The sequence below is a fragment of the Streptomyces sp. NPDC047042 genome (assembly GCF_040644035.1).
In the GTDB taxonomy this organism is placed as follows: domain Bacteria; phylum Actinomycetota; class Actinomycetes; order Streptomycetales; family Streptomycetaceae; genus Streptomyces.
Map to the genome: position 1 here is coordinate 219,352 of NZ_JBEYVP010000003.1, position 26,185 is coordinate 245,536.

Below are 26,185 nucleotides of genomic sequence, written 5' to 3' on the forward strand. Positions count from 1 at the left end.
GTTGTGCACGGAACCTTCACGGGACCCTTCACCACACCCCGGACGCGGAACCTATTCTTCCCGCGTCATGGACTACTGCCACCAGTGCCAACGGCACCTCAACGGCGCACTTGCCTGCCCGGGGTGCGGCTCATCGATAGCCCCCCTCCACACATGCACGGAGGAGACCGAGGCCCACCCGGACCCGGAGTCGGAGACCCCGGCCGGCGCCGCCGACGAGGCAGCAGGTCCCGTGCGGGCGACGGCTGCCGCGGAGGCCGCCAACCCTGACGAGCAGGAGCCCGGGGACGACTACGAGGCGGTACGTCCCGGCCGGGCGGCGACCCGCAAGGCGGGGCGTGGTCGAGGTCGCGAGGCGGCTGCCGCCGAGCGCGGGGCCGGGGACGAGTATGAAGCCACGGCCGAGTACGGAGCCGTGGCCACGGCCGGGTACGAGGCCAGGGCCGGGGACGGATACGAAGCCACGGCCGGGTACGCATACGGGCCCGGGGACGGATACGAGGCCGCGGCCGAGTACGAAGCCAAGCCCGCCGGCGGATACAAGGACGCGCCCGAGTCCGAGGAAGCCCACAGGTCCGAGGGTGCGCCCGAAGTCGAGGGCTTGCTCGATTCCGAAGTCGAGGGCGACGCCGGGCGGGGCAACGGCAGTCGGCGTGACCGCAAGGCCGCTGCGCACCGGCGGCGACGCAAGCGGGCCTTGCTCGTCGTCGCGGGGTTCGTGCTCGCGGCGGGTGGACTGAGCCTCGCCGAGCTGGGCAAGGACGCCCCGGGATCGAACCCGGAGGCCGCGGTGGCGGACGGCGCCAAGCCCGACGGCGCGGCGACGACCAAGTCCGGCGACGAAACGGCGGAACCCCTGTCCGACGAGTCGCCCTCGAAGGACGACGACCCGTCGGACCCGGCATCTCCCGACGCGTCGTCGTCCCCGTCCCCGTCGGCATCGGAAAGCTCGGGATCACCGTCGCCCTCGGACTCGCCGAGCCGCAGCACATCCGCCCAGTCGGGAGCGGTCGGCACGGCACCGATGCCGACGAGGGGGAACCCCTCACCGACCCCGACCGACGCGACAACCCCGTCCCCGGACCCGACGGCAACGGACCCGACCCCGCAGCCGTCCCCTTCGGAGACCTGCAAGCAGTTCCTCTGGTGGTGCACCTAGGGTTACCGGCGGGGCTCCAGGGAGAGGGGCGGCTACGCCTCCACCATCCGCGTCAACAGCCCCCGCAGCAGCTCCCGTTCCTCCTCCGACAGCCCTGCCAGCGGCTCCCGGGCGAAGTCGAGCGAGTCGCGCAGACTCCCGGCGACCCGGCGCCCCTCGTCCGTGCAGGCGGCCACCTTCACCCGGCGGTCCGAGGGGTCGGGGCGGCGCTCGACCAGGTCCCGCGACTCCAGCCGGTCCACGATCCCGGTGACGTTCGACGGCTCGCATCTCAGCTTCCGCGCCAGTTGCCGCATGGGCAGGGGCCCCAGCGTGAGCAGACTCAGCAGACGGGCCTGCGCTCCGGTGAGGGAGTGCTGGGTGGCCGCCTGCTCGTACTCCTCGTGATAGCGGGCCACGACGGCGCCGATGAGGTCGATGACCTCCAGGGTCAGGGGGTCGCGGCGGGTCTTCTCTGGTGTGGCCATGCTCTCCAGGCTACCCCTTTACTTGACACCCTGAAATATTCAGGAGCATTATTGTTTCACGTACTGAAGCATCTGAGCATCTGAGTATCCGAGTACCTGCATCCGAGCATCTGAGCTTCTGATCCGAGCCGCACCGGAAGGCGCCGTCATGTCCGACACCCCCACGCTCCCCACCGTCAGCCGCGAATGGCACCTGCTCAGCCGTCCGGTCGGCTGGCCCAAGCCCGAGGACTTCGCCCTGGTCGAGGCCGCGGTCCCGCAGCCCCGTGAGGGCCAGGTGCTGGTGCGCAACCTGTACGTCTCCGTGGACCCGTACATGCGCGGCCGGATGAGCGACGCCAAGTCGTACACCGCCCCCTTCGAGCTGGGCAAGGCCATGCAGGGCGGGGCCGTCGGCGAGGTCGTCGCCTCCAACGCCGAGGGCATCTCCGTCGGCGACCACGTGCTGCACTTCCTCGGCTGGCGCGAGTACGCCGCCGTGAACGCCAAGGACGCCGTCAAGGTCGACCCCGAGGCCGCGCCGCTCTCCACGTACCTCGGTGTTCTCGGCATGACCGGCCTCACCGCCTACGCGGGCCTCCTGCGCACCGCCTCCTTCAAGGAGGGCGACGTGGTGTTCGTGTCCGGCGCGGCCGGCGCGGTGGGCGGCCAGGTCGGGCAGATCGCCAAGCTCAAGGGCGCCTCCCGGGTCATCGGCTCGGCCGGCTCCGACGAGAAGGTCAAGCTCCTGGTGGACGAGTACGGCTTCGACGCCGCCTTCAACTACAAGGACGGGCCGGTGAGTTCGCAGCTGCGCGAGGCCGCCCCCGACGGCATCGACGTGTACTTCGACAACGTGGGCGGCGACCACCTGGAGGCGGCCATCGGCTCCCTCAGGCACGGCGGCCGGATCGCCATCTGCGGCATGATCTCCGTCTACAACGACACGGAGCCCGCCCCCGGCCCGAAGAACCTCGCCCGCCTCATCGCCACCCGTGGCCGCATGGAGGGGCTCCTGGTGGCCGACCACTACGACCTCCAGTCGCAGTTCGTGGGTGAGGTCGGCGCCTGGGTCCGCTCCGGCGAACTCAAGTACCGCGAGACGGTCGTCGAGGGCATCGAGAACAACCTCGAGGCGTTCCTCGGGGTACTGCGCGGCGACAACACCGGCAAGATGATCGTCAAGTTCTGAACCGCTTGAGCCGTCTGAGCCGACAAGCAACGGCCGCACCCCTGGACATGGGGTGCGGCCGTCGCCGTCATGACGAGGGCGCGCGATCAGACCCGAAGTGCCGCCTCGTGCACGGCCCGCACCAACCGCTCGTTCTCCGGCGCCGCCCCGCCCGGGAAGGCGAACCTGCGGCGGGTGTACCCGTAGGCCAGCCCGCTGTGCGGGTCGGCGAAGGCCTGGGAGCCGCCCGCGCCGCTGTGACCGATGCTGTTGGCCCCCAGGAACGGATAGGCCACGTCCGCCGTCTTCTGGAAGCCCAGGCCGAACGACTTGTGGCCCCGCGCCACCAGGTCGTAGCCCACCGAGTGGAACTGGCCGAACTCCGCGACCGTGTCCGGCTTCAGCAGCGGCGCGTGCTCACCGACCTCGCTGATCGCCGCCGCGTAGAGCCCCGCCAGCCCACGTGCCGACGCCACCCCGCCGACCGAGGCCGGCCCCTTGGCACGCACCACCCGATGGTTGGGCAGCGACTCCATGTCGGTGGGCTCGACCCCGTTGCGGTTGAAGGCGATCGCCGCGAGCGTGTGCGGTCCCGAGGGAACCGCGTCGAGCAACTCCCGCTGCTCCGGCGTCGGCCGCATCGGCTGGACGCTACGGAAGCGCGGCTCCAGCTCCTCCGGCAGACCCAGATGGAAGTCGAGGCCGTACGGGGCGCGCACCCGCTCCTCGTGCACCTCCTGGAGCGTACGGCCCGTGGCACGCCGTACGATCTCGCCGGTCAACGCGCCGATCACCAGGGCGTGGTAGCCGAAGGCGGTGCCGGGGCGCCAGAACGGGCGCTGGTCCGCGAGGCGTTCGGCGATCAGCCGGTCGCAGGCCAGCTCCTCCAAAGTGAAACCGGCGTCGCTGCCGACCAGACCGGCCCGATGGGCGATCAGGTCGCGCAGGGTCAGCGTGGCCTTGCCCTCGGCGGCGAACTCCGGCCAGTAATAGGTGACTTTGCGGTCCAGCTCGAGGGTGCCCTCTTGGACCAGCAGAGCGACGACGAGATGGGCGGCGCCCTTGGTGGAGGAGTACACGCCGTAGAGGCTGTCCGGCCCGAAGCCCGACTCGGTGGCCGACTCCCCGTCCGATCCGCTGTCCGGGCCCGCCCACAGATCGACGACCCGCCTGCCGTGCACGTACGCGCACAACTGCCCCTCGTAGTCCGGCAGTTCACCGGCGACGAAGGAGGCGAACTCCTCCCGCACCGCTTCGAAGCCCTCGGCGACCGTGCCCCGGACGAGGCGTCCCTCGGGTGCCTCGGTGGTCTCCTGCGTCATCCGTTCTCCCTGCTCGACATACCGGTTGTCGTGGTCGGCACAGTCAGCAAAGCACGTGCCACCTGCGCGAACTCCCCCTTGGGGTGATCCCGGAACAACGGCTCGGTACCGAACAGCACCGCGTGCGGCCCGCTGACCACCGACGCCCGCCCAGCCGCTGCCGCCGGCCCACCCGAACCGTCCGACAACGACCGCCAGTGCCCGGAGACCAGAGGGTTCCCGCTCCCGTACGACTGGTCGACCCGCACACCGGGCCCCAGGTCCGTGAACCAGACGGGCGCGTACACGAACCCGTGCTCCGGCGCCCCGCCGGTGATGAGACTGCGGCCCGAATTCACCACCCGCACAACGCCGTTGGCGTCCCCGTTGCCCTCGACCGCCTTGGCCGCCGGCAGCCCGGCTGCGGAGTTCAACGCGGCCCCGGCGGCGCCCCGGCCGACCAACAGCCCCCGGGAGCCGAGGAAGGCGTCAAGTGCCGTACGGGCGGCGGGGTTCAGACCCTCGTACGCCACACCCTGCGACACGAACAGCACCTCCACCCCCGACCAGTCGAAACCGGCGTTGAGGACGGCCGTCGACACCGGCGTCACCTCGAAGTTCATCTCCCGCAGCGCGAACAGCTCCCCGGGTGTGACGGCCGCCGCGACCCGCGTGCGCCGCAGGTCCGCCGTACCGGTCGCCTTCGTCTCGTCGAAGGCCACGTCGTACGTCCGGGCCGCCGCGACCGCCTTCGGGCGCGCCGACGCCGGGACGATCGCGCTGCCGTCCGCCGCCCGCCGTACCGAAACCCCGTCCCGCAGCAGGGAGTTGAGGGCGGCCACCTCGCGAGGGTCGTCCAGCCGCAGTCGCAGCGCGCCGTGCGGAGCGACATGCCCGACCCGGGTGGCAGCGGACACAGCCCGCAGCGGAAGCCCCAACAGACTGCCCCTGCCCACCGGTTGAACCGTCGCGCCCCACAACCGGCCCAGACTCCAGCCCGAGATGTCGTACATCACCGACACCTTGCCGCTGATGTCACGCCCGTCGGCGAGCAGCACATTCGCGAGGCCGCGCTTCGGCTGGCGCATGTCGACGACGTACGAACCCTTCGCGTACGTCCGTCCACCGAGCCGGAAGGCATGGCTCGCCCGGGTGACCCGCACGTCGTTGGCGAGCAGCTGGTCGACCAGCCGGGCGGCGGCGGGCGCGGAACGCTGGGCCGATGCGCCCGCCGGAATGACGTACGCACGCGGGAAGTCGGCCGTGTAGACGTCCTCGGGCCCGATCCCCGGAACCCCGGGGACGGTCGCCGCAGACACCGGCACCTGGGCGGCCCCCGAGGCACCGCGCCGGAAGACCTCGATCTGGTCGGCGACCAGCGAGGTCCGGTGACCCCGGACGAAGTCGAGGGTCGCGTCGATGGCCGCGCCGGCCACGGCGACGTTGATCGCGCTGCGGCGCCGCAACTCCTCCACCGAAAGCGTGTCGTAGGCGCGGTTGTTGACCGTCAGCGGGATCTCGACGGTGTGCGCGGCGACCGTGCCGTGGAAGGCCGCGTACTGCGGGGTGAAGATGGGCGGCCAGTCGTCCCAGCCCTCCTCCTGGTCACGGAACGGGATCTGCGCGGCCTCGACACCGTCCTTCGCGGGCGTGTAGCCGAGGCCGTTGACGGCGGCCTCCATGCCCAGCGCGTTGGCGTAGGTGTTCTTCAGGAAGAGGTCGTACTCGTAGTTCTCGCCGTGCGGAGGAGTGGTGGGCTCGATCAGGGTGCCGTTGACGTAGCCGTGCAGGTCGAGCATGACGGTCGGCTGCTTGTCGATCTCGATCTGCCGCATCGCCCGCCCCTCGGGCTGCGAGGAGGTGACGAAGTCCCGGTTCAGATCGAAGCCGTTGGCGTTCGCACGGGTGCCGGCGATCCGGCCGTCCGGGTTGGCGGTGATGTTGAAGTAGAGGCGGCTGTGCGCGAGCAGGTCCCGCGTCCTTGTGTCGGTGGCGGTCGCGAGCCGCTCGACGATCCTCAGCGAGGCGTCGGTGCCCTCCCACTCGTTGCCGTGGATGTTGTTGTTGACGAAGACGGGAGCCTTGTAACTCCGCTTGATCGCCTGGCTGTTGGCGGCGAGCGCGGGCGCGTTCTCGATCTGCTGACGCATCCGCTCCTGGGCACGCGCCTCGGCCACGCTCTCCGGCGCGGTCACCGTCACGAGATAGAGCCGATGCCCGCCCGCCGACCGGCCCACGACCTCGACACTCACCCGGTCGCCCAGCTGCTGCAGGGCGTTCAGCTTCGGGGCGATGGCGTGGTACGGGGTCAGGCCCAGCTTGATGGACTTGTCGGCCGGGTTCAGCGGGTCGGCGGAGAGGACCTGTTCGCGGGGGTAGCCGCGCCCGGTGTCGACGAGGCCGGTAACAGGCGCGGCGAGGGCACGGACGGCGGCACCGGCGGGAGGCGCGTCCTCCGACTTCGCGCCCTCCACCCCCTCACGGGTCACGGGCTTGCGGTCGGCGGTGGCGGTGTGGGGGGTGAGCAGGAGCGAGCCCGCCGTGGTGACGGCGAGGACCGCGAGCAGAACAGGGCTCGGTGGAACGGGTCTTGTGCGACGCACGCGTACCTCTTCCATTGCTTCCTGTACGTCCTTTGCTTCCTGGGCTTTCCTGAGTTCGGTACGGCGAGATGTACCTTCTCGACTCAACGCCAACAAGAGGGTCTCGGCGCCAGGCATGCCCCGGATGGCGCACGCGGAGGCGTCCGGAAGAGGCCCGATAGAGTTCCCCCATGAGCGATCTCGCGACAGGTTTCCGCTACCTCCTGAAGGGCCAGCGCTGGGTCGCACGACACGGCAAGCAGTACGGCTTCGGGCTGCTCCCCGGCCTCATCACCCTCGTCCTCTACCTCGCCGCCCTCACGGCCCTCGCCCTCTACGGCACCGACCTCACCACCTGGGCCACGCCCTTCGCCGACGACTGGTCGAGCCCTTGGCTCGGCCTCTTCCGCGGCTTCCTCACCGCCCTCCTCTTCGCCCTGGCCCTGCTGCTGTCGGTGCTCACCTTCACCGCGATGACCCTTCTCATCGGCCAGCCCTTCTACGAGAACCTCTCCGAGAAGGTCGACCGGGACGTGTCCCCCGACGGCACGGCCCCCGAGTCGGGCCTGCCGCTGCACAAGGAGCTGTGGATCTCGGCCCGCGACAGCATCCGGGTCCTCGTACGGGCCCTGTGCTGGGCGCTGCTCCTCTTCGCCGCCGGCTTCGTCCCGTTCGTCGGGCAGACCGTCGTCCCCGTGATCGGTTTCGTCGTCACCGGCTTCTTCCTCACCGAGGAGCTGACCGGAGTCGCCCTGCAGCGGCGCCGGGTCGAACTCCGGGAGCGGCTCGCCCTGTTGCGCTCCCGCAAGCTGCTCGTGTGGGGCTTCGGTACGCCGCTGGGGCTGGCCTTCCTGGTGCCGTTCGTGGCCGTCTTCCTGATGCCGGGCGCGGTCGCGGGCGCCACGATGATGGCCCGCGACCTGCTCGGCGAGGAGACCGTCGGTCAGGAGCCGGCGGAGGAAGCACTCACCTGACCGGAGGAGTCACTGGACGCGTCCACCGCCACGGTCAGGATCGACCGCACCTGCGCGATGATGTCCAGCCGGTTCCGCACGAACTCGGGGTCGGTCACGGCCCCGGTAGCCGGGTCGGTGTTGCCCGTCCCGAACTGCAGTACAGGCGTGTGCACATGCCCGCCGGGGAGCGTGTCGCCCAGCCCGAGCCGGTCGCGCAGCAGGGTGGCCCGGTAGGCGATCTCGTTGGAGAGGTAGTCCCCGCCGCCCCCGGCCCGCGCGGTCGACCCGGCGGTGGGCCCGTCCGCCCGTACGACGGGAGTGGTGCCTCCCGCCGGTATCTCGGTCACTGCCCTGTTGTCGTACACGGGGAAACGTCCGGTGTTCGCGGCGACAATCGCCTTGTACGGCAGGGTCGTTGACGTCCACTGCGGCTGCGAGGCCGGGTCGGTCACCGGGATCGTCCCGGTCACGCCGATGTTCTCGTTGTCCGCGAAGCCGCCCCGCCAGGCCCCGTTGGTCCGCTCCATGTCGAACCGCCCGACCCGCCCCTGACTGACGGTGGCGAAGAGATCGACCTTCGGCAGCACCGGACGCAGCGTCCGCTCCACCGTCCCTTCCGTGAAGTCCTGCCAGCGCACCGGGAAAACGGCGGTCTCGACCCTGGCCGGTCCCTCTGCCGTCTGGATCACCGTGCCGTCGAGGGTGAGCGCGGTGGCCCCGGACGGATTGGAGATCCGGACGTCCCGGTCCAGCGTGAACGGATCGAACCCGGTGACGAGCACCCGCTTCAACGCCCCACCGCCACCGCAGGGATACCGGATCGCCGTCTGCCCCCGCGAGTTCCGCTCCAACTCACCCAGCAGCGCCGCACGTTGTACGTCGCTCACCCCGAACGACGGCTCCCACCCCCGCAGTTCACGGGTCATCCCCAACCGCGCCCAGTACAGCGGCCGGTCGTCGTCCCGGCTCAGATCACCCCCGGCGGGCCCGCGCCCCTGCGCCCGGTCGACGGCCCGCTGCCACAGCGCGGCCCCCTGGCCCACGACGACCGCGCGGGCCCGCGCGTACGAGCGCGCCTTGCCGAGTGCCCGCGCGAACTCCGGCGCCACCGCGTCGAATCCGGACCGCCGGAGGATCTCCTGCGGCGCCGCCCTGTCGAGCCGCTGCTCCTCGACGGTGGGCGCGGACGCGGCCGGGGTGCCGGCGGCCGAGGCGGTGGCGGGAGCCGCCAACGCGGCCAGCAACGCCAGCCCGAGTGCACCGGCTCCGATCCGTGCACGTGAACAGCTCAGATGACTCAAGGGAGTTCAGACCTTCCGTCGCCGTGGGGGAGCAAGCTTTGGCGAGCAAGCCGTGGGGCTGCTGTCGACGGCGGCAGTATCGCGTGCCGGAAGTGGTCTACGCCATACCGCCCGAGCCGCTCCCGGAGCCGTCCTCGCCGCCCAGCAGCGTGAGGAAGTCCCGGAACGCGGCCGGCATGTCCACCGCCTCGGGATCCAGCAGCCACTGGTACTGGAGCCCGTCCATCACCGCCACGACCAGGGGAGCGGCCCGTTCGGGGGTGAGACCGCTCGGGAGCCGGTCGCCGTACTCGGTCCGCAGGGCCGCCGCCATGGTCGTACGGACGTCGGTGTACCGCCCGGTGAAGAAATCACGCGCCGGATGCCCCTCGGTGACGCTCTCGCCGAGCAGCGCCGAGAAGGTCTGGATGATCCCGGGCCGCATGGCGTTGTACTCGACGAGCGCGGCCAGCAGATCGACCCGCCACCGGGTGTCCGGCATCGCGTCCCACTGGTCCCGCTCCCTGAGCACCGCGACCAGCAGCGCGTCCTTCGTGGGGAAGTGGTGCAACAGCCCCTGCTGGGTCAGCCCGACCCGCTCCGCGACCGCGGCCAGGCTCGTGCCCCGGTACCCGCGCTCGGCGATCACGTCCAGGGCGGCCCGGACGATCGCGGCGCGCCGCTCCTCGGTCCTCGCTCTGGTCGCCATGCCGTCACCGTACGGTATGCACCCTCCCCTCGAATAACGGCAATGTAACGAAACCTACCGATCTACAGGTAACGCGTGCAGGATGTGGGGGACACCCGGACTCAGCGAGGAGGCACCATGGCGGCCAGAATCCCGGACAGCGGACCGACATCGGCGGACAAGGCCCGTGAGGCGGCCGTCGAGGCGGCTCTCGCCAAGCTCGATCTGGACGCCAAGGCCCGGATGCTGGGCGGGCAGGACATGTGGTCGCTGCCCGAGCTGCCCGAGATCGGACTGCCGTCCCTGGTCATGTCCGACGGCCCGATCGGTGTCCGCGGCACCCGCTGGACCGCCGACGACCCCTCCGTCGCGCTGCCCTCCCCGACCGCTCTCGCCGCCACCTGGGACCCCGAACTCGCCCGCAGGGCAGGTGAGTTGCTCGCCCAGGAAGCCCGCCGCAAGGGCGTCCACGTACTCCTCGCGCCGACCGTCAACCTGCACCGCTCCCCGCTCGGCGGCCGGCACTTCGAGGCGTACAGCGAGGACCCGTACCTCACCGGCCGGATCGGCACCGGCTATGTGGGCGGCGTCCAGTCCGGGGGCGTCGGCACCACCGTCAAGCACTTCGTGGCCAACGACGCCGAGACCGACCGCTTCACCGTGAACAACCTGGTCTCCGAACGCGCCCTGCGCGAGCTGTACCTGGCGCCCTTCGAGGCCATCGTCGAGAACGCCCACCCCTGGGGCATCATGACCGCCTACAACACGGTCAACGGCACGACGATGAGCGAGCACCGCTACCTGGTCAACGAGATCCTGCGCGGCGAATGGGGCTTCGACGGCTACAACGTCTCCGACTGGATGGCCGCCCGCTCCACCATTGGCGCCATCACCGGCGGCCTCGACGTCGCCATGCCCGGCCCCCGCACGGTCTACGGCGCCCCCCTCGCCCAGGCTGTACGGGACGGACTCGTCCCCGAGGCCACCCTCGACGGCGCCGTGCGCAACGTCCTGCGCCTCGCCGCCCGCGTCGGCATCCTGGCGGGCGCCGAACCCGCGGTCGCCCCCGCCGACCTGCCCGCCCCGGTCGACGGCGAGGCCCTGGCCCGCGAGATCGCCCACCGCTCCTTCGTCCTGGTCCGCAACGAGGGCGCCCTCCCACTGCCCGAAGGCCGTACGGTCGCCCTCATCGGCGCCGCCGCCCGCGACGCCCGCGTCCTCGGCGGCGGCTCCGCCACCGTCTTCCCGGCCCGTGTCGTCTCTCCGCTTGACGGCCTCACCGCCGCCCTCCCCGAAGGCGCCGTCATCTACACCGTGGGCGCCGACCCCAACACCGAACTCGCCATCGCCGACAAGGGGTTCGTCCTGCGGGCCGTCTGCCGCGACGCCACCGGCACGGTCATCGGCACCGGCTCCGCGCCCAGCGGCCAGATCAACTGGATGGGCTCGGACCTCCCCGACGGGGTCACCCACGACCGGCTCCACACGGTCGAACTCACCGGCACCTTCACCCCGCGCGACACCGGCCGGCACACCTTCGGCATCAAGGGCCTCGGCGCCTTCACCCTCACCGTCGACGGCACCACGTACTACGACGACGTCCAGGCCACCGACAGCGACGACCCCTTCATCTCGTTCTTCGGCGACCCCGAACCCCGCGCCGAGGTCGCCCTCACCGCGGACACACCGGTCGAGGTGTCCCTCACCTACGGCGTCGACTTCCCCGATGACGCCCCGATGACCGCCGTCGGCTTCAGCCTGTGCCACCAGGAACCGCAGCGCGACCCCGACGAGCTGATCGCCGAGGCCGTCGAGGCCGCCCGCGCCGCAGACACCGCCGTCGTCGTGGTCGCCACCACCGAACGCGTCGAGTCCGAGGGCTTCGACCGCGCCGACCTCCGACTCCCCGGGAACCAGGACGACCTGGTCCGCGCGGTCGCCGCCGCCAACCCGAACACCGTCGTGGTCGTCAACGCCGGCTCCCCGGTGGAACTGCCCTGGCGCGACGAGGTCGCCGCCGTGCTGCTGACCTGGTTCCCCGGCCAGGAGGGCGGCGCGGCCCTGGCCGACGTCCTCACCGGCGCACGGGAACCCGGCGGCCGGCTCCCCACCACCTGGGGCACCCTCACCGACGCCCCGGTCACCCAGGTGACCCCCGCCGACGGCGAACTCCCGTACGCCGAGGGCGTGTTCATCGGCTACCGGGCCTGGGAGAAGGAGGGCAGGACCCCCTCGTACCCCTTCGGCCACGGCCTCGGCTACACCGACTGGACGTACGAGACGGTCCAGGCGGAGGGCAGCCCGGCGGACGGCGTGACCCTCACCGTCCGGGTCACCAACACGGGCACGCGCCCCGGCCGCGAGGTCGTCCAGGCATACCTCGCGCCGACCTCCCGCCAGTCCCCGGCCCCCGACCGCCCCGCCCGCTGGCTGGCCGCCTTCGCCGGAGTCGAGGCCGGGCCGGGCGAGACAGCCGAACTGGTCCTCGAACTCCCGCGCCGCGCCTTCGAGATCTGGGACGAGTCCGCGGGCTCGTGGACCCTTGTGAAGGGTTCGTACGAAATCCAGGTGGGCCGCTCGATCGCCGACCGCAGGCTCACCGCGCCCATTACGGTCTGACCGAGGGCAGTCCGCCCCACCAGCCGGCCCCGGCCCGGGACCTGACCCCCGGGCCGGGGTTCGTCAGCTCCGCACGGACCCCGGACACCGAACCCGGTCCCGGCTCAGTCCCGCACGCCGAACCCGAACACCGTCTCCGAGCGGAACGTGTCACCCGGCCGCAGTTCCGTGCTGGGGAACTCGGGCCGGTTCGGGGAGTCGGGAAAGTGCTGTGTCTCCAGGGCGACACCGTGTCCGGGCCCGAACGGCTCGCCCAAGTGGTCGGCGGTGTAGAGCTGCAGGCCGGGTTCGGTCGTCGCCACGGTCACGACCCGCCCCGACGCCGGGTCGTACAACTCGGCGACCTCCACCGCGTCCGCCGTCCGCCCTTTGTCGAGCACGAAGTTGTGGTCGTACAGGTCGCCCACCTTCCGTTCCGCACGGAAGTCGAACCGGGAGCCGGCCACCGGCTCGACGCCCGTCGGGATGAGGTCCGCGTCCACCGGGGTGTACCGCGAGGCGTCGACACGCAGGATGTGCCCGGCCGTACTGCCGGAGGCCGGACCGGACAGGTTCCAGTACGTGTGGTTCGTCAGGTTGATCACCGTCGGCGCGTCCGTGACCGCCTCGTACGCGATCCGCAGCGCCCCGTCCGCGTCCAGCGTGTACGTCGCCGAGACCGCCAGCCGCCCCGGGAACCCCTCCTCGCCGTCCGGACTGACCCGGGACAGCCGCACCCCGTGCTCGACGGGCTCCGCGTCCCACACCCGCTTGTCGAAACCGTGGGTGCCGCCGTGCAGGGAGTTGGGCGCGTTGTTCGGCGCCAGTTCGTACGTCCGCCCGTCCAGCGGGAAGGAGGCGCCGGCGATGCGGTTCGCGTACCGGCCCACCAGCGCCCCGAAGTACGGCTCCGGGTGCGCCAGATAACCGGCCAGGTCCGCGAACCCCAGCACGACGTCCACGAGCCGCCGGTCCCGGTCCGGCACCTCGACCGACTGCACGATCCCGCCGTACGTCAGCACCCGAACCCGGACGCCGGCCCGCTCCAGCGTCCATCGATGCACGGCGGTGCCGTCGGAAAGTGTGCCGAAGAGTTCGTTTCTGTGGGCCATGCGGAAAACCCTAGGTCACGGCTTTCCGGCCGGTGATACCGCGGTAGGCGATCTCCGCCAGCTGCGCCTGCCCGTTCCGGCTCGGATGGAACCAGTCCCAGGGGCTCAACTGCCGCGTCCCGAAGTCGTAGTCGAAGACCGCGCCCCCGTCGAACCGGCACAGCCGGTCGGTGGCGCACACCTCCTTCAGCACCGAGTTGTACGCCTCCACCCGCCCCTGCACCTCGTCGCGCCGCGCGGTCGCCGCCGAGTCGACCGCGTCCGGATCGGCCAGCATCGACTGACAGATCCCCAGCTTCCACACCGCCTTGCCCATCACATTGGTCCGCCCCTGCGACCAGAGCCGCTTCAGATCTGGCACGCTCGTCACGTACACCTGGCTCCTGGGCGACGCCGTACGCAGGGTGCGCAGCGACCTCTCGAACGACGACCGGAAGTCCGCCACCGACGTCATCTCCGCGACCGACGGCCGGCACGCGTCGTTGGCGCCCGCCATCACCGTCACCAGCGCGGGCCTACGGGCGGCGGCCTTCGTCATCTGGGCGGGCAGATCGGCCATCCGGGAGCCGCTGACGGCGTAGTTCCAGCTCCGCCGGGCGGCCCCGGTCGTCCCCAGCAGCCGTAAGGCCAGACTGTTGACCTCCTTGTCGCTGCCGGTCGCCCAGGACACCTCGGGGCAGTCGGACAGCACCGAGCAGGCGTCGAAACCGCGGGTGATGGAGTCGCCCACGGCGACCATGGATGCGGGGCTGGTGTCCCAGACGGGCGCCGGGGGAGCCGACGGCTTCGCCTTCGCCCGCGTACCGTCCGGCGCCGGAGACGCGCCACCGGCCGCGTCGCACCCGGCGACACCCAGCAGGGCAGCCGACACCACGGCGGCGACGGTCCGCGAACGGTGACTTCGTTTCCGCATCCTTCGGGTCCCCTCGGTCGGCGTCCAATGGCCCTCGCACATAACAACGCACGAAAGTTCCCGAACCGAAAACAACTAATGCCCCACACACTGCAACGTCGCACACCCGTACAAGCGTCCCCCTGGGTGAATGGCGGGCGTTTCATGGCATCGGGACCGACGGTACGTCACACTCCTTGCGCCGCCGCACGGTAGCCTCGCCATCAACGGGGCTGTCCGCCACCGCCGCTCAGCCAGTTCGCAAGATGTCCCGCTCTGTCCGGAGGTTGCAGTGACGACACGTGGAGTTCTGTACGTGCACTCCGCGCCGCGCGCGCTGTGCCCGCACGTCGAGTGGGCCGTCGCCGGAGTCCTCGGCACGCGCGTCAGCCTCGACTGGATCCGCCAGCCCGCCGCACCGGGCACCTGGCGCTCCGAGTTCTCCTGGAAGGGCCAGGTCGGCACCGCCTCCAAGCTCGCGTCGGCCCTGCGCGGCTGGCAGTTGCTGCGCTTCGAGGTCACCGCGGAACCCTGCGCCACCGCCGAGGGCGAGCGCTACAGCTGCACCCCCGACCTCGGCATCTACCACGCGGTCACCGGCATCCACGGCGACATCCTCATCCCCGAGGACCGCCTCCGCGCCGCCCTCACCCGCTCCCAGCGAGGAGAGACGGACCTGGAGGCCGAGTTGGCCAAACTTCTGGGCAAACCTTGGGACGACGAACTAGAGCCTTTCAGGTACGCGGGGGAAGGCGCCCCGGTGAGATGGCTCCACCAGGTCGTATAGCAGGCGTCCAGGGGGGCTTTGGCTTTTAGGGGCGCGGGGAACTGCGCGACAAGCCCCCACCGGCCGGCACCCGACGAACAACAACGAGTGGCCCGAACTCCAAACAAGGAGTCCGGGCCACACACCGTTCACGGCAGAAATCAAACCGACCTGAACGCCAGCACCACGTTGTGCCCACCAAACCCGAACGAGTCGTTGAGCGCGGCGATCCGCCCATCAACAGGCAACTTCCGAGCCTCCCCACGAACAATGTCCGCGTCAGCCTCAGGATCGAGCTCGTCGACATTGATCGTCGGCGGAGCCACCCGGTGATAAAGCGCCAGCACGGTCGCGACCGTCTCCACCCCACCGGCCCCCCCGAGCAGATGCCCGGTCATGGACTTGGTCGCGGACACAGCCATGTGGTCGACATCCTCGCCGAACACATTCCGCAGCGCCTTCAGCTCGGCCACATCACCCGCGGGCGTCGACGTCGCGTGCGCGTTCACATGCACGATCTCCGCCGGGTCGAGGTCGGTCGCGGCCAACAGGCTCCGCAGTGCCGCGGAGATCCCGCGCCCCTCCGGCTCCGGCTGCACGATGTCGTGGGCGTCGGCCGAGATGCCCTGGCCGACCGCCTCCGCGTAGACCCGCGCACCGCGCGCCGCCGCGTGCTCGGCGGACTCCAGGACGACCACACCGGAACCCTCACCCATCACGAAGCCGTCGCGGCCCGTGTCGTAGGGACGGGACGCCGCCTGCGGGTTCTCGTTGTTCTTGGACATCGCCATCATGTTGCCGAACGCGGCGATGGGCAGCGGATGGATCGCCGCCTCCGTGCCACCCGCGATGACGACGTCGGCGCGGCCGGTACGGATCATCTCGATGGCGTAGCCGATGGCCTCGGCGCCCGACGCGCAGGCGGAGACCGGGGTGTGCACACCGGCGCGGGCGCCGACGAGCAGGCCCACGTTGGCGGAGGGGCTGTTGGGCATCAGCATCGGGACGGTGTGCGGGGAGACGCGGCGTACGCCCTTCTCCTTCATCACGTCGTACTGGTCGAGCAGTGTCGTGACTCCGCCGATGCCGGAGGCGATGACGGCGCCGAGCCGGTCGGGGTCGACGGCGTCGTTGTCGCCCTCGCCCGCCCGGTCGGTGAAGCCCGCGTCGGCCCACGCCTCCTTGGCGGCGATCAGCGCGAACTGCGCCGACCTGTCCAGTCGGCGGGCCTGCGGGCGGGGGATGATCTCGGACGGTTCGACGGCGATCTGCGCGGCGATGCGAACGGCCTGCTCGGCCGCCCACTCCTGCTCCAGGGCACGGACACCGGACTTGCCGGCGACCAGACCCTCCCAGGTAGAGGCCGCGTCACCACCCAGCGGTGTGGTTGCGCCGATACCGGTGACGACCACGGTGCGATTGGTCGGGCTCACGGGAATTCCTTCTCCAACGGATACGGGAGGACAACCCCCGCACAGGCGGGGAGAACGGCGCCACCGCCGGGTGGCGGGGCTGAGGGACCGGCCCGGGGGCCGGTCCCCGCGATCAGTCCTGGTTCTTGAGGATGTACTCGGTGGCGTCGCCGACCGTCTTGAGGTTCTTGACGTCCTCGTCGGGGATCTTGACGTCGAAGCGCTCTTCGGCGGCGACGACGACCTCGACCATGGACAGCGAGTCGACGTCCAGGTCGTCGGTGAAGGACTTGTCCAGCTGGACGTCCTCAACCGGGATGCCGGCGATCTCGTTGACGATGTCGGCGAGACCGGCGACGATCTCTTCCTGAGTGGCGGCCATGGCAGGCGCTCCTTCTTGTGTATCTATCCAGAGAGGGTTGGCAGTTGTCCCCGTTCCGGTTCCGAAGATCCGGTACGGGTGCCTAGGGGAGGGTAACGACCGTCGCGGCGTACACGAGACCCGCCCCGAAGCCGATGACGAGCGCGGTGTCGCCGCTCTTCGCCTCGCCGGTCGCCAGGAGCCGCTCCATCGCGAGCGGGATCGAGGCTGCCGACGTGTTGCCGGTGGTGCGCACGTCGCGTGCGACCGTTACGTGCTCCGGCAGTTTCAGTGTCTTCACCATCGAGTCGATGATCCGCTCGTTGGCCTGGTGGGGGATGAAGACGTCCAGGTCGTCCGGGGTGATCCCGGCCGCGTCCAGCGCCTGCTGGGCGACCTTCGCCATCTCGAACACGGCCCAGCGGAACACCGCCTGGCCCTCCTGCGTGATCGCAGGAAACTTGCCGGAACTGTCGTACTCGTTCCACGGTACGGTCTGCTTGATGGTGTCCGACTTGTCGCCCTCGGACCCCCATACCGTCGGACCGATGTGCGGTTCCTCGGAGGGGCCCACGACCACCGCGCCCGCGCCGTCACCGAAGAGGAAGGCGGTCGCCCGGTCCTCCAGGTCGGTCAGGTCGGACAACCGCTCGACGCCAATGACAAGGACGTACTCCGCCGAACCGTCGACGATCATGCCCTTGGCCAGGGTCAGACCGTAGCCGAAGCCCGCGCAGCCGGCCGAGATGTCGAACGCGGCGGCCTTGGCGGTGCCGAGCTTGTCGGCGATCTCGGTGGCCACGGCCGGGGTCTGCTTGAAGTGCGAGACGGTGGCGACGACCACGCCGCCGATCTGCTCGGCGGTGATCCCCGCGTCCGCGATCGCCTTGCCGGACGCCTCGACGGACATCGCGGCGACCGTCTCCTCGTCGGAGGCCCAGTGCCGGGTCTCGATGCCGGAGCGGGACCGGATCCACTCGTCGGACGAGTCGATCGTCTCCAGGATCACCTCGTTCGGCACGACCCTGACCGGCCGGTATCCGCCCACGCCCAGGATGCGCGCGTACGGGGCACCCTTACTGGGCTTGATCTTCGACATTGCTCGGGGCTCCTTTCAGGCGCCCGCCGCGTCGGCGGCAGCGGTCGAGGTCGACGACGCGGCGACGAGCTCACGAGCGGCGTCGAGGTCGGCGGGTGTCTTCAGGGCCAGCGCCTTCACGCCGGGCAGGGCGCGCTTGGCCAGACCGGTGAGGGTGCCACCCGGGCACACCTCGATGAACGCGGTCACTCCCAGCGTCTTGAACGTCTCCATGCACAGGTCCCAGCGCACCGGGTTGGCGACCTGCCCGACCAGCCGGGCGAGCACCTCGGAGCCGTCCGCGACCGTCTGGCCGTCCTTGTTCGAGACGTACGTGACCTTCGGGTCGCCGGGCGTCAGCGAAGCGGCGGCTGCGGCGAGGCTGTCCACGGCCGGCGCCATGTGGTGGGTGTGGAAGGCGCCGGCCACCTGCAGCTTGACGACCTTGCGCACCCCTTCGGGCGCGTCCTCGACCAGGGCCTCGATCTGCTCGGCCGTACCCGCGGCGACGATCTGCCCGGCACCGTTCATGTTCGCCGGGGTCAGCCCGAGCTTCTCCAGATGCGCCACGCTCACCTCGGGGTCACCACCGAGGAGCGCCGCCATACCGGTCTTCGTGACGGCGGCGGCCTCGGCCATGGCCAGACCGCGCTTGCGTACGAGGGTCAGGGCGGCCAAGTCGTCGAGTACGCCCGCGAAGGCGGCGGCGGTGATCTCACCGACGCTGTGACCCGCGACGGCGCCGGGTACGAGGTCTCCGCCCATGGCACCGAGTGCCGAGGCGGACAGTATCCCGGCCGCGACGAGCAGCGGCTGGGCGACAGCTGTGTCACGGATCGCGTCGGCGTCGGCCTCGGTGCCGTAATGGACGAGGTCGAGCCCGATGGCGTCGGACCACGCGGCGACGCGCTCGGCGGCACCGGGCAGTTCGAGCCATGGAGTCAGGAAGCCGGGCGTCTGGGCGCCTTGGCCGGGAGCGACGAGTACGAGCACTCTCACACTCTCTCTTGGGTACGGGCACGGCCGCCCGTGGGGACAAGGACGAAGAACAGCAGGGGGTTTTGTAGACCCCCGACAAAACCCTAGGGCTGATGATCCCCATCGGCCAGGCGCCCCAGGATCAACGCGATCCGCAGTGTGAATGCGGATCGTACATCTGAAGGTGACCATCCGGTGACGTCAGTCACACGTCGAAGCCGGTAGCGCACGGTGTTCGGGTGAACGAAGAGCATGCGTGCCGCGCCCTCCAGACTGCTCGCCTGTTCGAGATAGACGGCGAGGGTCTCCAGAAGCGCGGACCCCGCCTCCTCCAGCGGTCTGTAGATCTCCTCCACCAACTGGTCGCGCGCCCCCGGGTCACCGGCGATCGCGCGTTCCGGCAGGAGATCGTCGGCCAGCACCGGCCGCGGTGCGTCCTGCCAGGCAGAACAGGCCTTCAGCCCGGCGGCGGCGGCCTGCGCGGACCGGGTGGCGGCGAGCAGATCGGGCACGATCGGCCCCGCGACGACGGGCCCGGCGGCATAAGGCCCGATCAGCGCCTTGGCGACGGCGATCGGGTTGTCGTTGCCGCCCGCGATGACGACGAGCCGATCACCCAGCACCCCGGTCAGCACCTGCAACTTGGCGTGCCGAGCGGCCCGCCGGATCGCCTCGACGGTCAACTCACTGTCACCGTCGGGCGCGGTACCCAGCAGGACACACACATGCTCGGGCGAGTTCCAGCCAAGCGCGGCGGCCCGCGAGACAGCCCCCTCGTCGGCCTCACCGCTCAACACGGCGTTGACGACGAGCGACTCCAGCCGGGCGTCCCAGGCACCCCGTGCCTCGGCGGCCTGGGCGTACACCTGCGCGGTGGCGAAGGCGATCTCACGGGCGTAGACGAGCAGCGCCTCACGCAGCATGGACTCGTCACCGGGAGCGGCCACCTCGTCGATGGCGCTCTCCATGACCTCGATGGTCGTACGGACCATCTCGACGGTCTGGCGCAGGGTGATCGCCCGGGTCAGCTCACGAGGAGCGGTACCGAACACGTCGGTGGAAATGGCCTGCGGAGCATCCGGATGCCGAAACCACTCGGTGAAGGCGGCGATACCGGCCTGGGCGACCAGCCCGATCCAGGAACGGTTCTCCGGGGGCATCGCCCGGTACCACGACAGCGTCTCGTCCATGCGCGTGATCGCCTGCGCGGCGAGACTCCCGGACGACTTCTCCAGCCGCTTCAGGGTCCCCGGGTGCGGATGCTCGGGACGTGCGGTGGGTGCGGGGCGGTGGGATTCGGGTTCGGGCACGGAACAAGACTGCCTTATCGGGACGGGAGCGTGCGGCGCCGGGTCTACGGTGGGGGAGTGATGGACGTACGGCGCGCGGACGAGCGCTATCCAGGGGGCGACCCGGCAGCCGGTATCGAATCCTGGCACGCCTTCTCCTTCGGCCCCCACTACGACCCGGACAACCTGCGCTTCGGCGCGATGATCGCCTGCAACGAGGAACGCCTCGAGCCCGGCGCCGGCTTCGACGAACACCCGCACAGCCACACCGAGATCGTGACCTGGGTGACGGAGGGGGAGCTCACCCACCGCGACTCGACGGGCCACGAGACGGTGGTGCACCCCGGGGACGTGCAACGCCTGAGCGCGGCGGCGGGAGTACGCCACGTGGAACGCAACGAGGGTGCAACCCCCCTGACCTTCATCCAGACCTGGCTGGCCCCCCTCACCCTCGGCGGCACCCCGTCCTACGAAACGGTCCGAGGAATCGCCGACGCGACCCCGTACGCGATCCCCGAGGCAGCCACCCTCCTGCACGTACGCCGCCTACAGGCAGGCGAACGCACGGCCCTACCGGACGCCCCCTTCGTATACGTCCATGTCGTACGCGGCGAGCTCCGCCTGGGCCCCGAAAAACTGTTCCCGGGAGATGCGGCCCGCATCACGGCACCAACGAACATGGAGGCGACCGGGGTAACGGCAACAGAGCTGCTGCTATGGGAATTTTCTAGCCCGTCCGGCGTTTGAGGACAAGGCCCGTTCAGGGCCGTAGCGGGGGTCTGGGGGCGCAGCCCCCAGGGATGGGACGGGTAGGGGCGGCGGGGGCGAGGAAAACCCCAACCTCAGCCCCGTACCTCCGCCACCACCGCATCCGTGAACCCCGGCCAAACCTCCACCGCCCACGCCCCGAACGCCCGATCCGCCAGCGCCACACACGCCACCCCGACCCCCGGATCAACCCAAAGAAACGTACCGGCCTGCCCGAAATGCCCAAAGGTCCCCGGCGAAGACAAACTCCCCGTCCAGTGCGGCGACTTCACCCCCCGGATCTCGAACCCGAGCCCCCAGTCATTGGGGTTCTGATGCCCGTACCCCGGAAGCACCCCCTTCCTCCCCGGATACTGAACGGTCATAGCCTCAGCGACCGTCCGCGGATCCAGCAGCCGAGGCGCCTGCACCTCCGCCGCGAACCGCACCAGATCACCGACCGTCGACACCCCGTCCTTCGCCGGCGACCCCTCCACCTCCGTGGCCGTCATCCCCAGCGGCTCCAGCACCGCCTGCCGCACATACTCCGCGAACGGCATCTCCGTAGCCTTCGCGACGTGATCCCCCAGCACCTCGAACCCGGCGTTGGAGTACAGCCGCCGCTCCCCGGGCGGAGCCGTCACCCGGTGCTCGTCGAAGGCGAGCCCGGAAGTGTGCGCGAGGAGATGGCGGACCGTCGATCCGGGCGGCCCGGCCGGCTCGTCGAGTTCGACGGCGCCCTCCTCGTACGCGACGAGGGCGGCGTACGCCGCGATCGGCTTGGTGACGGAGGCGAGCGCGAACCGGTGGTCGAGCCGGCCGTGGGCGCCGAGCACCGCACCGTCCGCCCGTACGACGGCCGCGGCGGCGGTGGGCACGGGCCAGTTCTCGATCAGCGCGAGGCTCTTCAACGACATGCCGTCGAGCTTAAAAGCTTCAGAACCGCAGCCGCATCAAGGGGTCCGGTTGCCGCACGAAGCCCAGCGACGCGTACAGCGGTATCGCGTCCGGGGACGCGGTGAGATCGATCTGGCCGACGCCCTCCTCCCGGAACCAGTCCACCAGCGCCTCCATACAGGCCCGCGCGTACCCCCGGCGGCGCGCGTCCGGATCGGTGGCGACGCTGAACACGTACCCGATCCGCCCGTGCGGATTGCCCGCGCGCCCGATCCGGTACTCGAGGGTCCCCACGACCAGCGCGGCCAGCGACCCGGGCCGCTCCGGATGGTCGACGACGAACGCGGCGAAGCCTTCGGCCGGATCTGCCAGCCGCGCGGTCACCGTCGACAGGGACGCGGTCTGCCAGTCGGCGTCGGTGTTCGCCCCGGGCATCGAGTCGATCATCACCTGGCGCAGTCGCAGCAGTTCCCCGGCGTCCGCGGGTGTGGCACGGCGTACGAGAGTCATGATCCGTACGGTAATGAGCCCGGACCGGCCAAGTCTCCGCAATATCGCGGAATCCGCTTGCTTGGAGTGCACTCCAGGGTTTTAGCGTGGGGGCCATGACGGTGCTGGAGACCACGGAGACCCCCACCCCCACAGCCCCCGCCACGGCCGACAGCTGCGCGGGCCCGCGGCAGCCCGACCGGCGCCCGGACGGAGCGGACCGCTACACGATCAGCGAGGTCGTCCTCTTCACCGGACTGACCGCGCACACCCTGCGCTGGTACGAGCGCATCGGGCTGATGCCGCACATCGACCGCTCGCACACCGGCCAGCGCCGTTACAGCAACCGCGACCTCGACTGGCTCGACCTCGTCGGCAAGCTCCGGCTCACCGGTATGCCGGTCGCGGACATGGTGCGGTACGCCGAACTCGTGCGCGAGGGCGACCACACGTACGGCGAGCGCTTCGAGCTGCTCGAATCGACCCGCAGGGCCGTCCTGGAGCGGATCGCCGAACTCCAGGACACGCTCGCGGTACTCGACCGCAAGATCAGTTTCTACGCGAACGCGGACACCGACCTCGACGCGGGTCTCGTCCGGGACGTTCGCCAGATGGAGAGGGTTCGATGACGAACGACGACAGCAGCAGGCTCAGCACCGCCCCACTGGGCACCGACGGCCCCCGGGTCGGCGTGCAGGGCCTCGGCTGTATGGGCATGAGCATCGCGTACGGCCCCACGGACGCCGACGAGGCCCGCGCCACGCTCGAACGTGCCCTCGAACTCGGCGTGACCCTCTACGACACTGCGGACGCCTACGGCAACGGCGAGAACGAACGTTTCCTGTCCCCGTTCTTCAAGGCCCACCGTGACGAGGTGGTCGTCGCGACGAAGTTCGCCCTGTCGATGCCGGCGGGCACTTCGGGCCCCAGGGTCGTCCGCAACGACCCGCCCTACATCCGTCAGGCCATCGAGGCCAGCCTCAAGAACCTCGACCTGGACGTCATCGACCTCTACTACATGCACCGGCGTGACGTGAACATCCCCATCGAGGAGACCGTCGGCGTGATGGCCGACCTGGTCCGCGAGGGCAAGGTCAAGCAGCTGGGCCTGAGCGAGGTCACGGGCCCGGAGCTGCGGGCGGCCCAGGCCGTGCACCCGATCGCCGCGGTCCAGTCGGAGTGGTCCCTCTTCAGCCGGGACATCGAGGCGGCGGTGGTCCCGGCGGCCCGCGAACTGGGCGTCACCCTGGTCCCGTACTCCCCGCTCGGCCGAGGCTTCCTGACGGGCTCCTTCACCAACGCCGACCAGGACCTGACCGAGGACGACTACCGCCGCACCCAGCCCCGCTTCACCGGCGAGAACGCCACGACGAACGCGGCCCTGCTGGCCCCCATCCGGGCGGTCGCCGAGGCCCACGGCGCGTCCCTGGGCCAGATCGCCCTGGCCTGGGTCCAACAACAGACCACGATCCACAACCTCCCGGTCATCCCGATCCCGGGCACCCGCAAACGCTCGAGGATCGAGGAGAACACCCAGGCGACGACCATCACCCTGACGGAAGAGGAACTGTCCTCCCTGGCCCCCATGGCGGCAAAGGTGGCAGGCCCCCGCTACCCGGACATGCGCTTCGCATCAGCAGGCAGGGAGTAAGAACGGTTACATGAAGGCAAGGCGGGAGCGGGGCGTTTTTCAGGGGCGCGGGGAACTGCGCGACAAGCCACAACGCACCCGCACCCGCCAACGCACCGCACCGCCCACCCCCATAGGCGCTACAACTCCGCCAACAACTCAGCCTTCTTCACCGAAAACTCCTCATCGGTGACCAGCCCAGCCGAGTGCAACTCCCCCAGGTGCCGAATCCGCTCAGCGACATCCCCAGGATCCCGCCGCCCAGAACTCACCTGCACAACCCCCGCCCCACCCGCGGAGCGCACCGCCGACAACACCGAAGCCGCGAACGGCAACGACTCGTGCACCGGCCCGTACCCCAGCCCGAACACCACCGACGCGGGATCCTGGTCGACCGGCGTCACAGAGGAATCGGTACGCCTCAGCAACCGCAGATGCCCCTCGAACACCTCGGGCGACCGCCACTCCACCCCACTGAGGTCGGCGACCGGAAAAGTCTGGTCGCCCGCCTTCCACTTCGCCGACGACGCGCCCGTCCAGAACCACCGGAAGGACACCGCACGCCCGTCGAAGGACGCCTTCGCGTCGTACGCCTTGAAGGCCCGCGGCACCTCGGGCGCGGCCACCAAAAACCTTTCAGCAGGACCCTGCTCGGTCAGCTGGGCCCGCAGTTCGTCCGCGTAGTACTCGGCGAGCGTCTCCCGCTCGGCCGGCAGCACCAGCCGGTACGGGTCGCAGTTCTCCTTCAGCTGACCGTCGGCCGCCTCCATCAACGGGTCGGCGCCGGGCCGGGGTTCGGCACGCAGGACCACCGTCCCGCGCTTGCCCGGTGTCAGCGTCACGCCCGCGATCGCCTCCAGGGGGATACGACGTTCGCCGAGCGCCTGGAACAGCTTCGGCGTGCGAATACCCCGTTCGAAGCGGATGAGCACGGAGTCGGACTCGAACTCCCAGGCGGCATGAAATCCGGCCAGTACGTCACCCATGCGGCTCATCGTATGCGGCGCGAGCTTCATAGTCCCCTCCCCGGGCACACCGTGATTTCTGCGTCCTCTACGCGCGTCCGGCCATGGCCCCGTCGGACAAACCCTTCAGACACGCGTCATCCTTGCGGTCCCGCTGATCCTTCTGATCCTGCTGAGCGCACCGAACGGCGTCGTACGCGCCGACGCCGATCTCGGCGAAGTTGTCCAGACTCTCCGTACCCGGCTCGAAATAGCCGCCGTGCCCCTGTGCGCCCCGCGCGGACAGCACACGGGCGCCGAACGCCGACGACACCGGATCGGCGCCGTGTCCGAGCCCGCCGACCTCCAGATACGGCACGTCCTGGATCCAGTCGTCGGCGTCCCGCATCGCCCAGACCCGGGCGGAGGTGTGCAGCCCCGCGGAGTTCTCGACCCGCATGCCGGGGCTGCCGGCCACCGCGATGTCGGTCACCCGGCGCGGCAGCGCGTGTGCGGCGACCCCGCACAGCACCGAGCCGTAGCTGTGGCAGTACAGCGCGACCGGTGTCCGGCCGGGCAGCGCGCGCACCAGCGCGTTCAGCCGCAGCGCGCCGGAGTTGGCGCGCATCGCCGTCGCCGCGTCCATGCCGACTCCGTTGGGCGCGGTGTAGTCGGCCCAGGCGATCACGGCCGTACGGGTCGTGGGGCTCGTCTCCCACTCCGCGCGGTACAGCGCCGAGGCCATGCCGACGGGCGCCGAGTACTTGCGGTTGGTCCGCTGGAAGGTGAGGACGTCGGTGTCGACGCCGGGGACCACGACCGAGACGCGCTGCGCCTTGTCGAGGTCGCCGAAGACCTCGGCGACCCGGCCCGAGCCCTCGGGGTCGAAGGCGAGGATCTGGCGGCCGGGCTCGAGCAGCGAGTCGTAGCGGTCCATGCGGCGCTCGGCCTCGTGCTGGCCGACGGCCGAGAGCCGGTTGTCGTGGATGCGCACGCGTTCGGTCTCGCGTGCCGTGTGCAGCGCGATGCGGTTGGCGCGGTAGCGCAAGGAGACGGGCGCGCCGTTCATGTTGCCGACCGCCAGCGGGTAGCGCCGGACGAGCCGGTCGCGCTGGCGGTCGGTGAGCGAGGCGAAGAACCGGCCCAGCCTGTAGGGCGTCTCGTCCGGGTCGGGCAGCGCGTGGCCGCCCAGCCGTCCGTGCTCCCACGCGGAGAGCGACGCCTGGAGCGGCGAGGGCGTGCGATGGCTGCGGACCGCGGTCCAGCCGGTCGTCGCGAGCATCACGAAGACCACGGCCAGCGCGAGCAGTGCGCGCCAGACGTTCAGTTGGGGAGAGGTGTCGAAGGAAGTCACTGAAAGGACACACTAGGAGAACGAGAGGGTCTCGCGGTAACCGAGTGACGCGGAT

24 protein-coding genes are annotated in these 26,185 nt (G+C 70.5%); 8 read left to right on the forward strand and 16 right to left on the reverse strand.

Going from position 1 to position 26,185, the window contains the following annotated elements; genetic code table 11:
- Positions 1-67: 67 nt before the first annotated feature.
- Positions 68-1,159, forward strand: coding sequence for a hypothetical protein (locus tag ABZ855_RS04620; protein ID WP_360800795.1), 1,092 nt, complete (start codon positions 68-70; stop codon positions 1,157-1,159).
- Positions 1,160-1,191: 32 nt separating this feature from the next.
- On the opposite strand, the gene ABZ855_RS04625 is transcribed toward ABZ855_RS04620, so the two are convergent.
- On the reverse strand, positions 1,192-1,626 hold the full coding sequence (locus tag ABZ855_RS04625; RefSeq protein ID WP_360800798.1) for a MarR family transcriptional regulator: 435 nt from the start codon (positions 1,624-1,626) through the stop codon (positions 1,192-1,194).
- 148 nt (positions 1,627-1,774) lie between these two features.
- Between ABZ855_RS04625 and ABZ855_RS04630 the strand changes: the two genes are divergently transcribed.
- Positions 1,775-2,797, forward strand: a complete 1,023-nt coding sequence (locus tag ABZ855_RS04630) for an NADP-dependent oxidoreductase (protein ID WP_360800801.1) — start codon at positions 1,775-1,777, stop codon at positions 2,795-2,797.
- An 86-nt stretch (positions 2,798-2,883) separates the two neighbouring features.
- On the opposite strand, the gene ABZ855_RS04635 is transcribed toward ABZ855_RS04630, so the two are convergent.
- Positions 2,884-4,098, reverse strand: coding sequence for a serine hydrolase domain-containing protein (locus ABZ855_RS04635; RefSeq protein WP_360800804.1), 1,215 nt, complete (start codon positions 4,096-4,098; stop codon positions 2,884-2,886).
- Positions 4,095-6,680, reverse strand: coding sequence for a M14 family zinc carboxypeptidase (locus ABZ855_RS04640; RefSeq protein WP_360800807.1), 2,586 nt, complete (start codon positions 6,678-6,680; stop codon positions 4,095-4,097). Before ABZ855_RS04640 ends, ABZ855_RS04635 begins: the two co-directional genes overlap by 4 nt.
- Positions 6,681-6,850: 170 nt before the next feature.
- Between ABZ855_RS04640 and ABZ855_RS04645 the strand changes: the two genes are divergently transcribed.
- Complete coding sequence (locus ABZ855_RS04645; RefSeq protein ID WP_360800810.1) at positions 6,851-7,633, forward strand: EI24 domain-containing protein; 783 nt, start codon at positions 6,851-6,853, stop codon at positions 7,631-7,633.
- On the opposite strand, the gene ABZ855_RS04650 is transcribed toward ABZ855_RS04645, so the two are convergent.
- Entirely contained in the window at positions 7,603-8,916 is a 1,314-nt protein-coding gene (locus ABZ855_RS04650) for a pyroglutamyl peptidase (RefSeq protein WP_360800813.1), read from the reverse strand. The two genes, ABZ855_RS04645 and ABZ855_RS04650, sit on opposite strands and share 31 nt — an antisense overlap.
- Before the next feature lie 97 nt (positions 8,917-9,013).
- Positions 9,014-9,622: a TetR family transcriptional regulator gene (locus tag ABZ855_RS04655; RefSeq protein WP_360801148.1), complete on the reverse strand. Its 609-nt coding sequence runs from the start codon at positions 9,620-9,622 to the stop codon at positions 9,014-9,016.
- A gap of 99 nt (positions 9,623-9,721) precedes the next feature.
- On the opposite strand from ABZ855_RS04655, the gene ABZ855_RS04660 reads away from it, so the two are divergent.
- Positions 9,722-12,202: a glycoside hydrolase family 3 C-terminal domain-containing protein gene (locus ABZ855_RS04660; protein WP_360800816.1), complete on the forward strand. Its 2,481-nt coding sequence runs from the start codon at positions 9,722-9,724 to the stop codon at positions 12,200-12,202.
- Between the two features lie 104 nt (positions 12,203-12,306).
- Here ABZ855_RS04660 and ABZ855_RS04665 read toward each other — a convergent pair whose 3' ends face one another.
- Together ABZ855_RS04665 and ABZ855_RS04670 are read right to left on the reverse strand one after the other, a co-directional pair.
- On the reverse strand, positions 12,307-13,293 hold the full coding sequence (locus ABZ855_RS04665) for an aldose epimerase family protein (RefSeq protein ID WP_360800819.1): 987 nt from the start codon (positions 13,291-13,293) through the stop codon (positions 12,307-12,309).
- A gap of 10 nt (positions 13,294-13,303) precedes the next feature.
- Positions 13,304-14,206, reverse strand: coding sequence for an SGNH/GDSL hydrolase family protein (locus tag ABZ855_RS04670; RefSeq protein ID WP_360800822.1), 903 nt, complete (start codon positions 14,204-14,206; stop codon positions 13,304-13,306).
- A gap of 271 nt (positions 14,207-14,477) precedes the next feature.
- Between ABZ855_RS04670 and ABZ855_RS04675 the strand changes: the two genes are divergently transcribed.
- The gene (locus ABZ855_RS04675) at positions 14,478-14,972 is read left to right on the forward strand and encodes a DUF3145 domain-containing protein (protein ID WP_006374635.1); all 495 of its coding nucleotides are present in this window, start codon (positions 14,478-14,480) and stop codon (positions 14,970-14,972) included.
- Between the two features lie 140 nt (positions 14,973-15,112).
- On the opposite strand, the gene fabF is transcribed toward ABZ855_RS04675, so the two are convergent.
- The 5 genes from fabF to ABZ855_RS04700 form a co-directional block, all read right to left on the reverse strand.
- Entirely contained in the window at positions 15,113-16,384 is a 1,272-nt protein-coding gene (gene fabF / locus ABZ855_RS04680) for a beta-ketoacyl-ACP synthase II (RefSeq protein ID WP_360800826.1), read from the reverse strand.
- A 112-nt stretch (positions 16,385-16,496) separates the two neighbouring features.
- Positions 16,497-16,745 (reverse strand): acyl carrier protein, encoded by a 249-nt coding sequence (locus ABZ855_RS04685; protein WP_053744781.1) that lies wholly within the window; start codon positions 16,743-16,745, stop codon positions 16,497-16,499.
- A gap of 82 nt (positions 16,746-16,827) precedes the next feature.
- Entirely contained in the window at positions 16,828-17,823 is a 996-nt protein-coding gene (locus ABZ855_RS04690) for a ketoacyl-ACP synthase III (protein ID WP_360800830.1), read from the reverse strand.
- 15 nt (positions 17,824-17,838) lie between these two features.
- On the reverse strand, positions 17,839-18,795 hold the full coding sequence (locus ABZ855_RS04695; RefSeq protein WP_360800833.1) for an ACP S-malonyltransferase: 957 nt from the start codon (positions 18,793-18,795) through the stop codon (positions 17,839-17,841).
- Between the two features lie 89 nt (positions 18,796-18,884).
- Positions 18,885-20,090: a helix-turn-helix domain-containing protein gene (locus ABZ855_RS04700; RefSeq protein ID WP_360800836.1), complete on the reverse strand. Its 1,206-nt coding sequence runs from the start codon at positions 20,088-20,090 to the stop codon at positions 18,885-18,887.
- Between the two features lie 60 nt (positions 20,091-20,150).
- Here ABZ855_RS04700 and ABZ855_RS04705 point away from each other — a divergent pair, with 60 nt between their 5' ends.
- On the forward strand, positions 20,151-20,816 hold the full coding sequence (locus ABZ855_RS04705) for a pirin family protein (RefSeq protein WP_360801151.1): 666 nt from the start codon (positions 20,151-20,153) through the stop codon (positions 20,814-20,816).
- Between the two features lie 95 nt (positions 20,817-20,911).
- On the opposite strand, the gene ABZ855_RS04710 is transcribed toward ABZ855_RS04705, so the two are convergent.
- Entirely contained in the window at positions 20,912-21,733 is an 822-nt protein-coding gene (locus tag ABZ855_RS04710) for a serine hydrolase domain-containing protein (protein ID WP_360800840.1), read from the reverse strand.
- A 19-nt stretch (positions 21,734-21,752) separates the two neighbouring features.
- Positions 21,753-22,223 (reverse strand): GNAT family N-acetyltransferase, encoded by a 471-nt coding sequence (locus ABZ855_RS04715; protein ID WP_360800843.1) that lies wholly within the window; start codon positions 22,221-22,223, stop codon positions 21,753-21,755.
- Between the two features lie 95 nt (positions 22,224-22,318).
- On the opposite strand from ABZ855_RS04715, the gene ABZ855_RS04720 reads away from it, so the two are divergent.
- Together ABZ855_RS04720 and ABZ855_RS04725 are read left to right on the forward strand one after the other, a co-directional pair.
- Entirely contained in the window at positions 22,319-22,831 is a 513-nt protein-coding gene (locus ABZ855_RS04720) for a MerR family transcriptional regulator (RefSeq protein WP_360800846.1), read from the forward strand.
- Positions 22,828-23,853, forward strand: coding sequence for an aldo/keto reductase (locus ABZ855_RS04725; RefSeq protein ID WP_360800849.1), 1,026 nt, complete (start codon positions 22,828-22,830; stop codon positions 23,851-23,853). Before ABZ855_RS04720 ends, ABZ855_RS04725 begins: the two co-directional genes overlap by 4 nt.
- A 119-nt stretch (positions 23,854-23,972) precedes the next feature.
- Here ABZ855_RS04725 and ABZ855_RS04730 read toward each other — a convergent pair whose 3' ends face one another.
- On the reverse strand, positions 23,973-24,818 hold the full coding sequence (locus ABZ855_RS04730) for a DUF4429 domain-containing protein (RefSeq protein ID WP_360800852.1): 846 nt from the start codon (positions 24,816-24,818) through the stop codon (positions 23,973-23,975).
- A 67-nt stretch (positions 24,819-24,885) separates the two neighbouring features.
- A complete protein-coding gene (locus tag ABZ855_RS04735; RefSeq protein WP_360800855.1) occupies positions 24,886-26,130 on the reverse strand; it encodes an alpha/beta hydrolase in 1,245 nt (414 codons plus the stop codon).
- Positions 26,131-26,185: the final 55 nt, after the last annotated feature.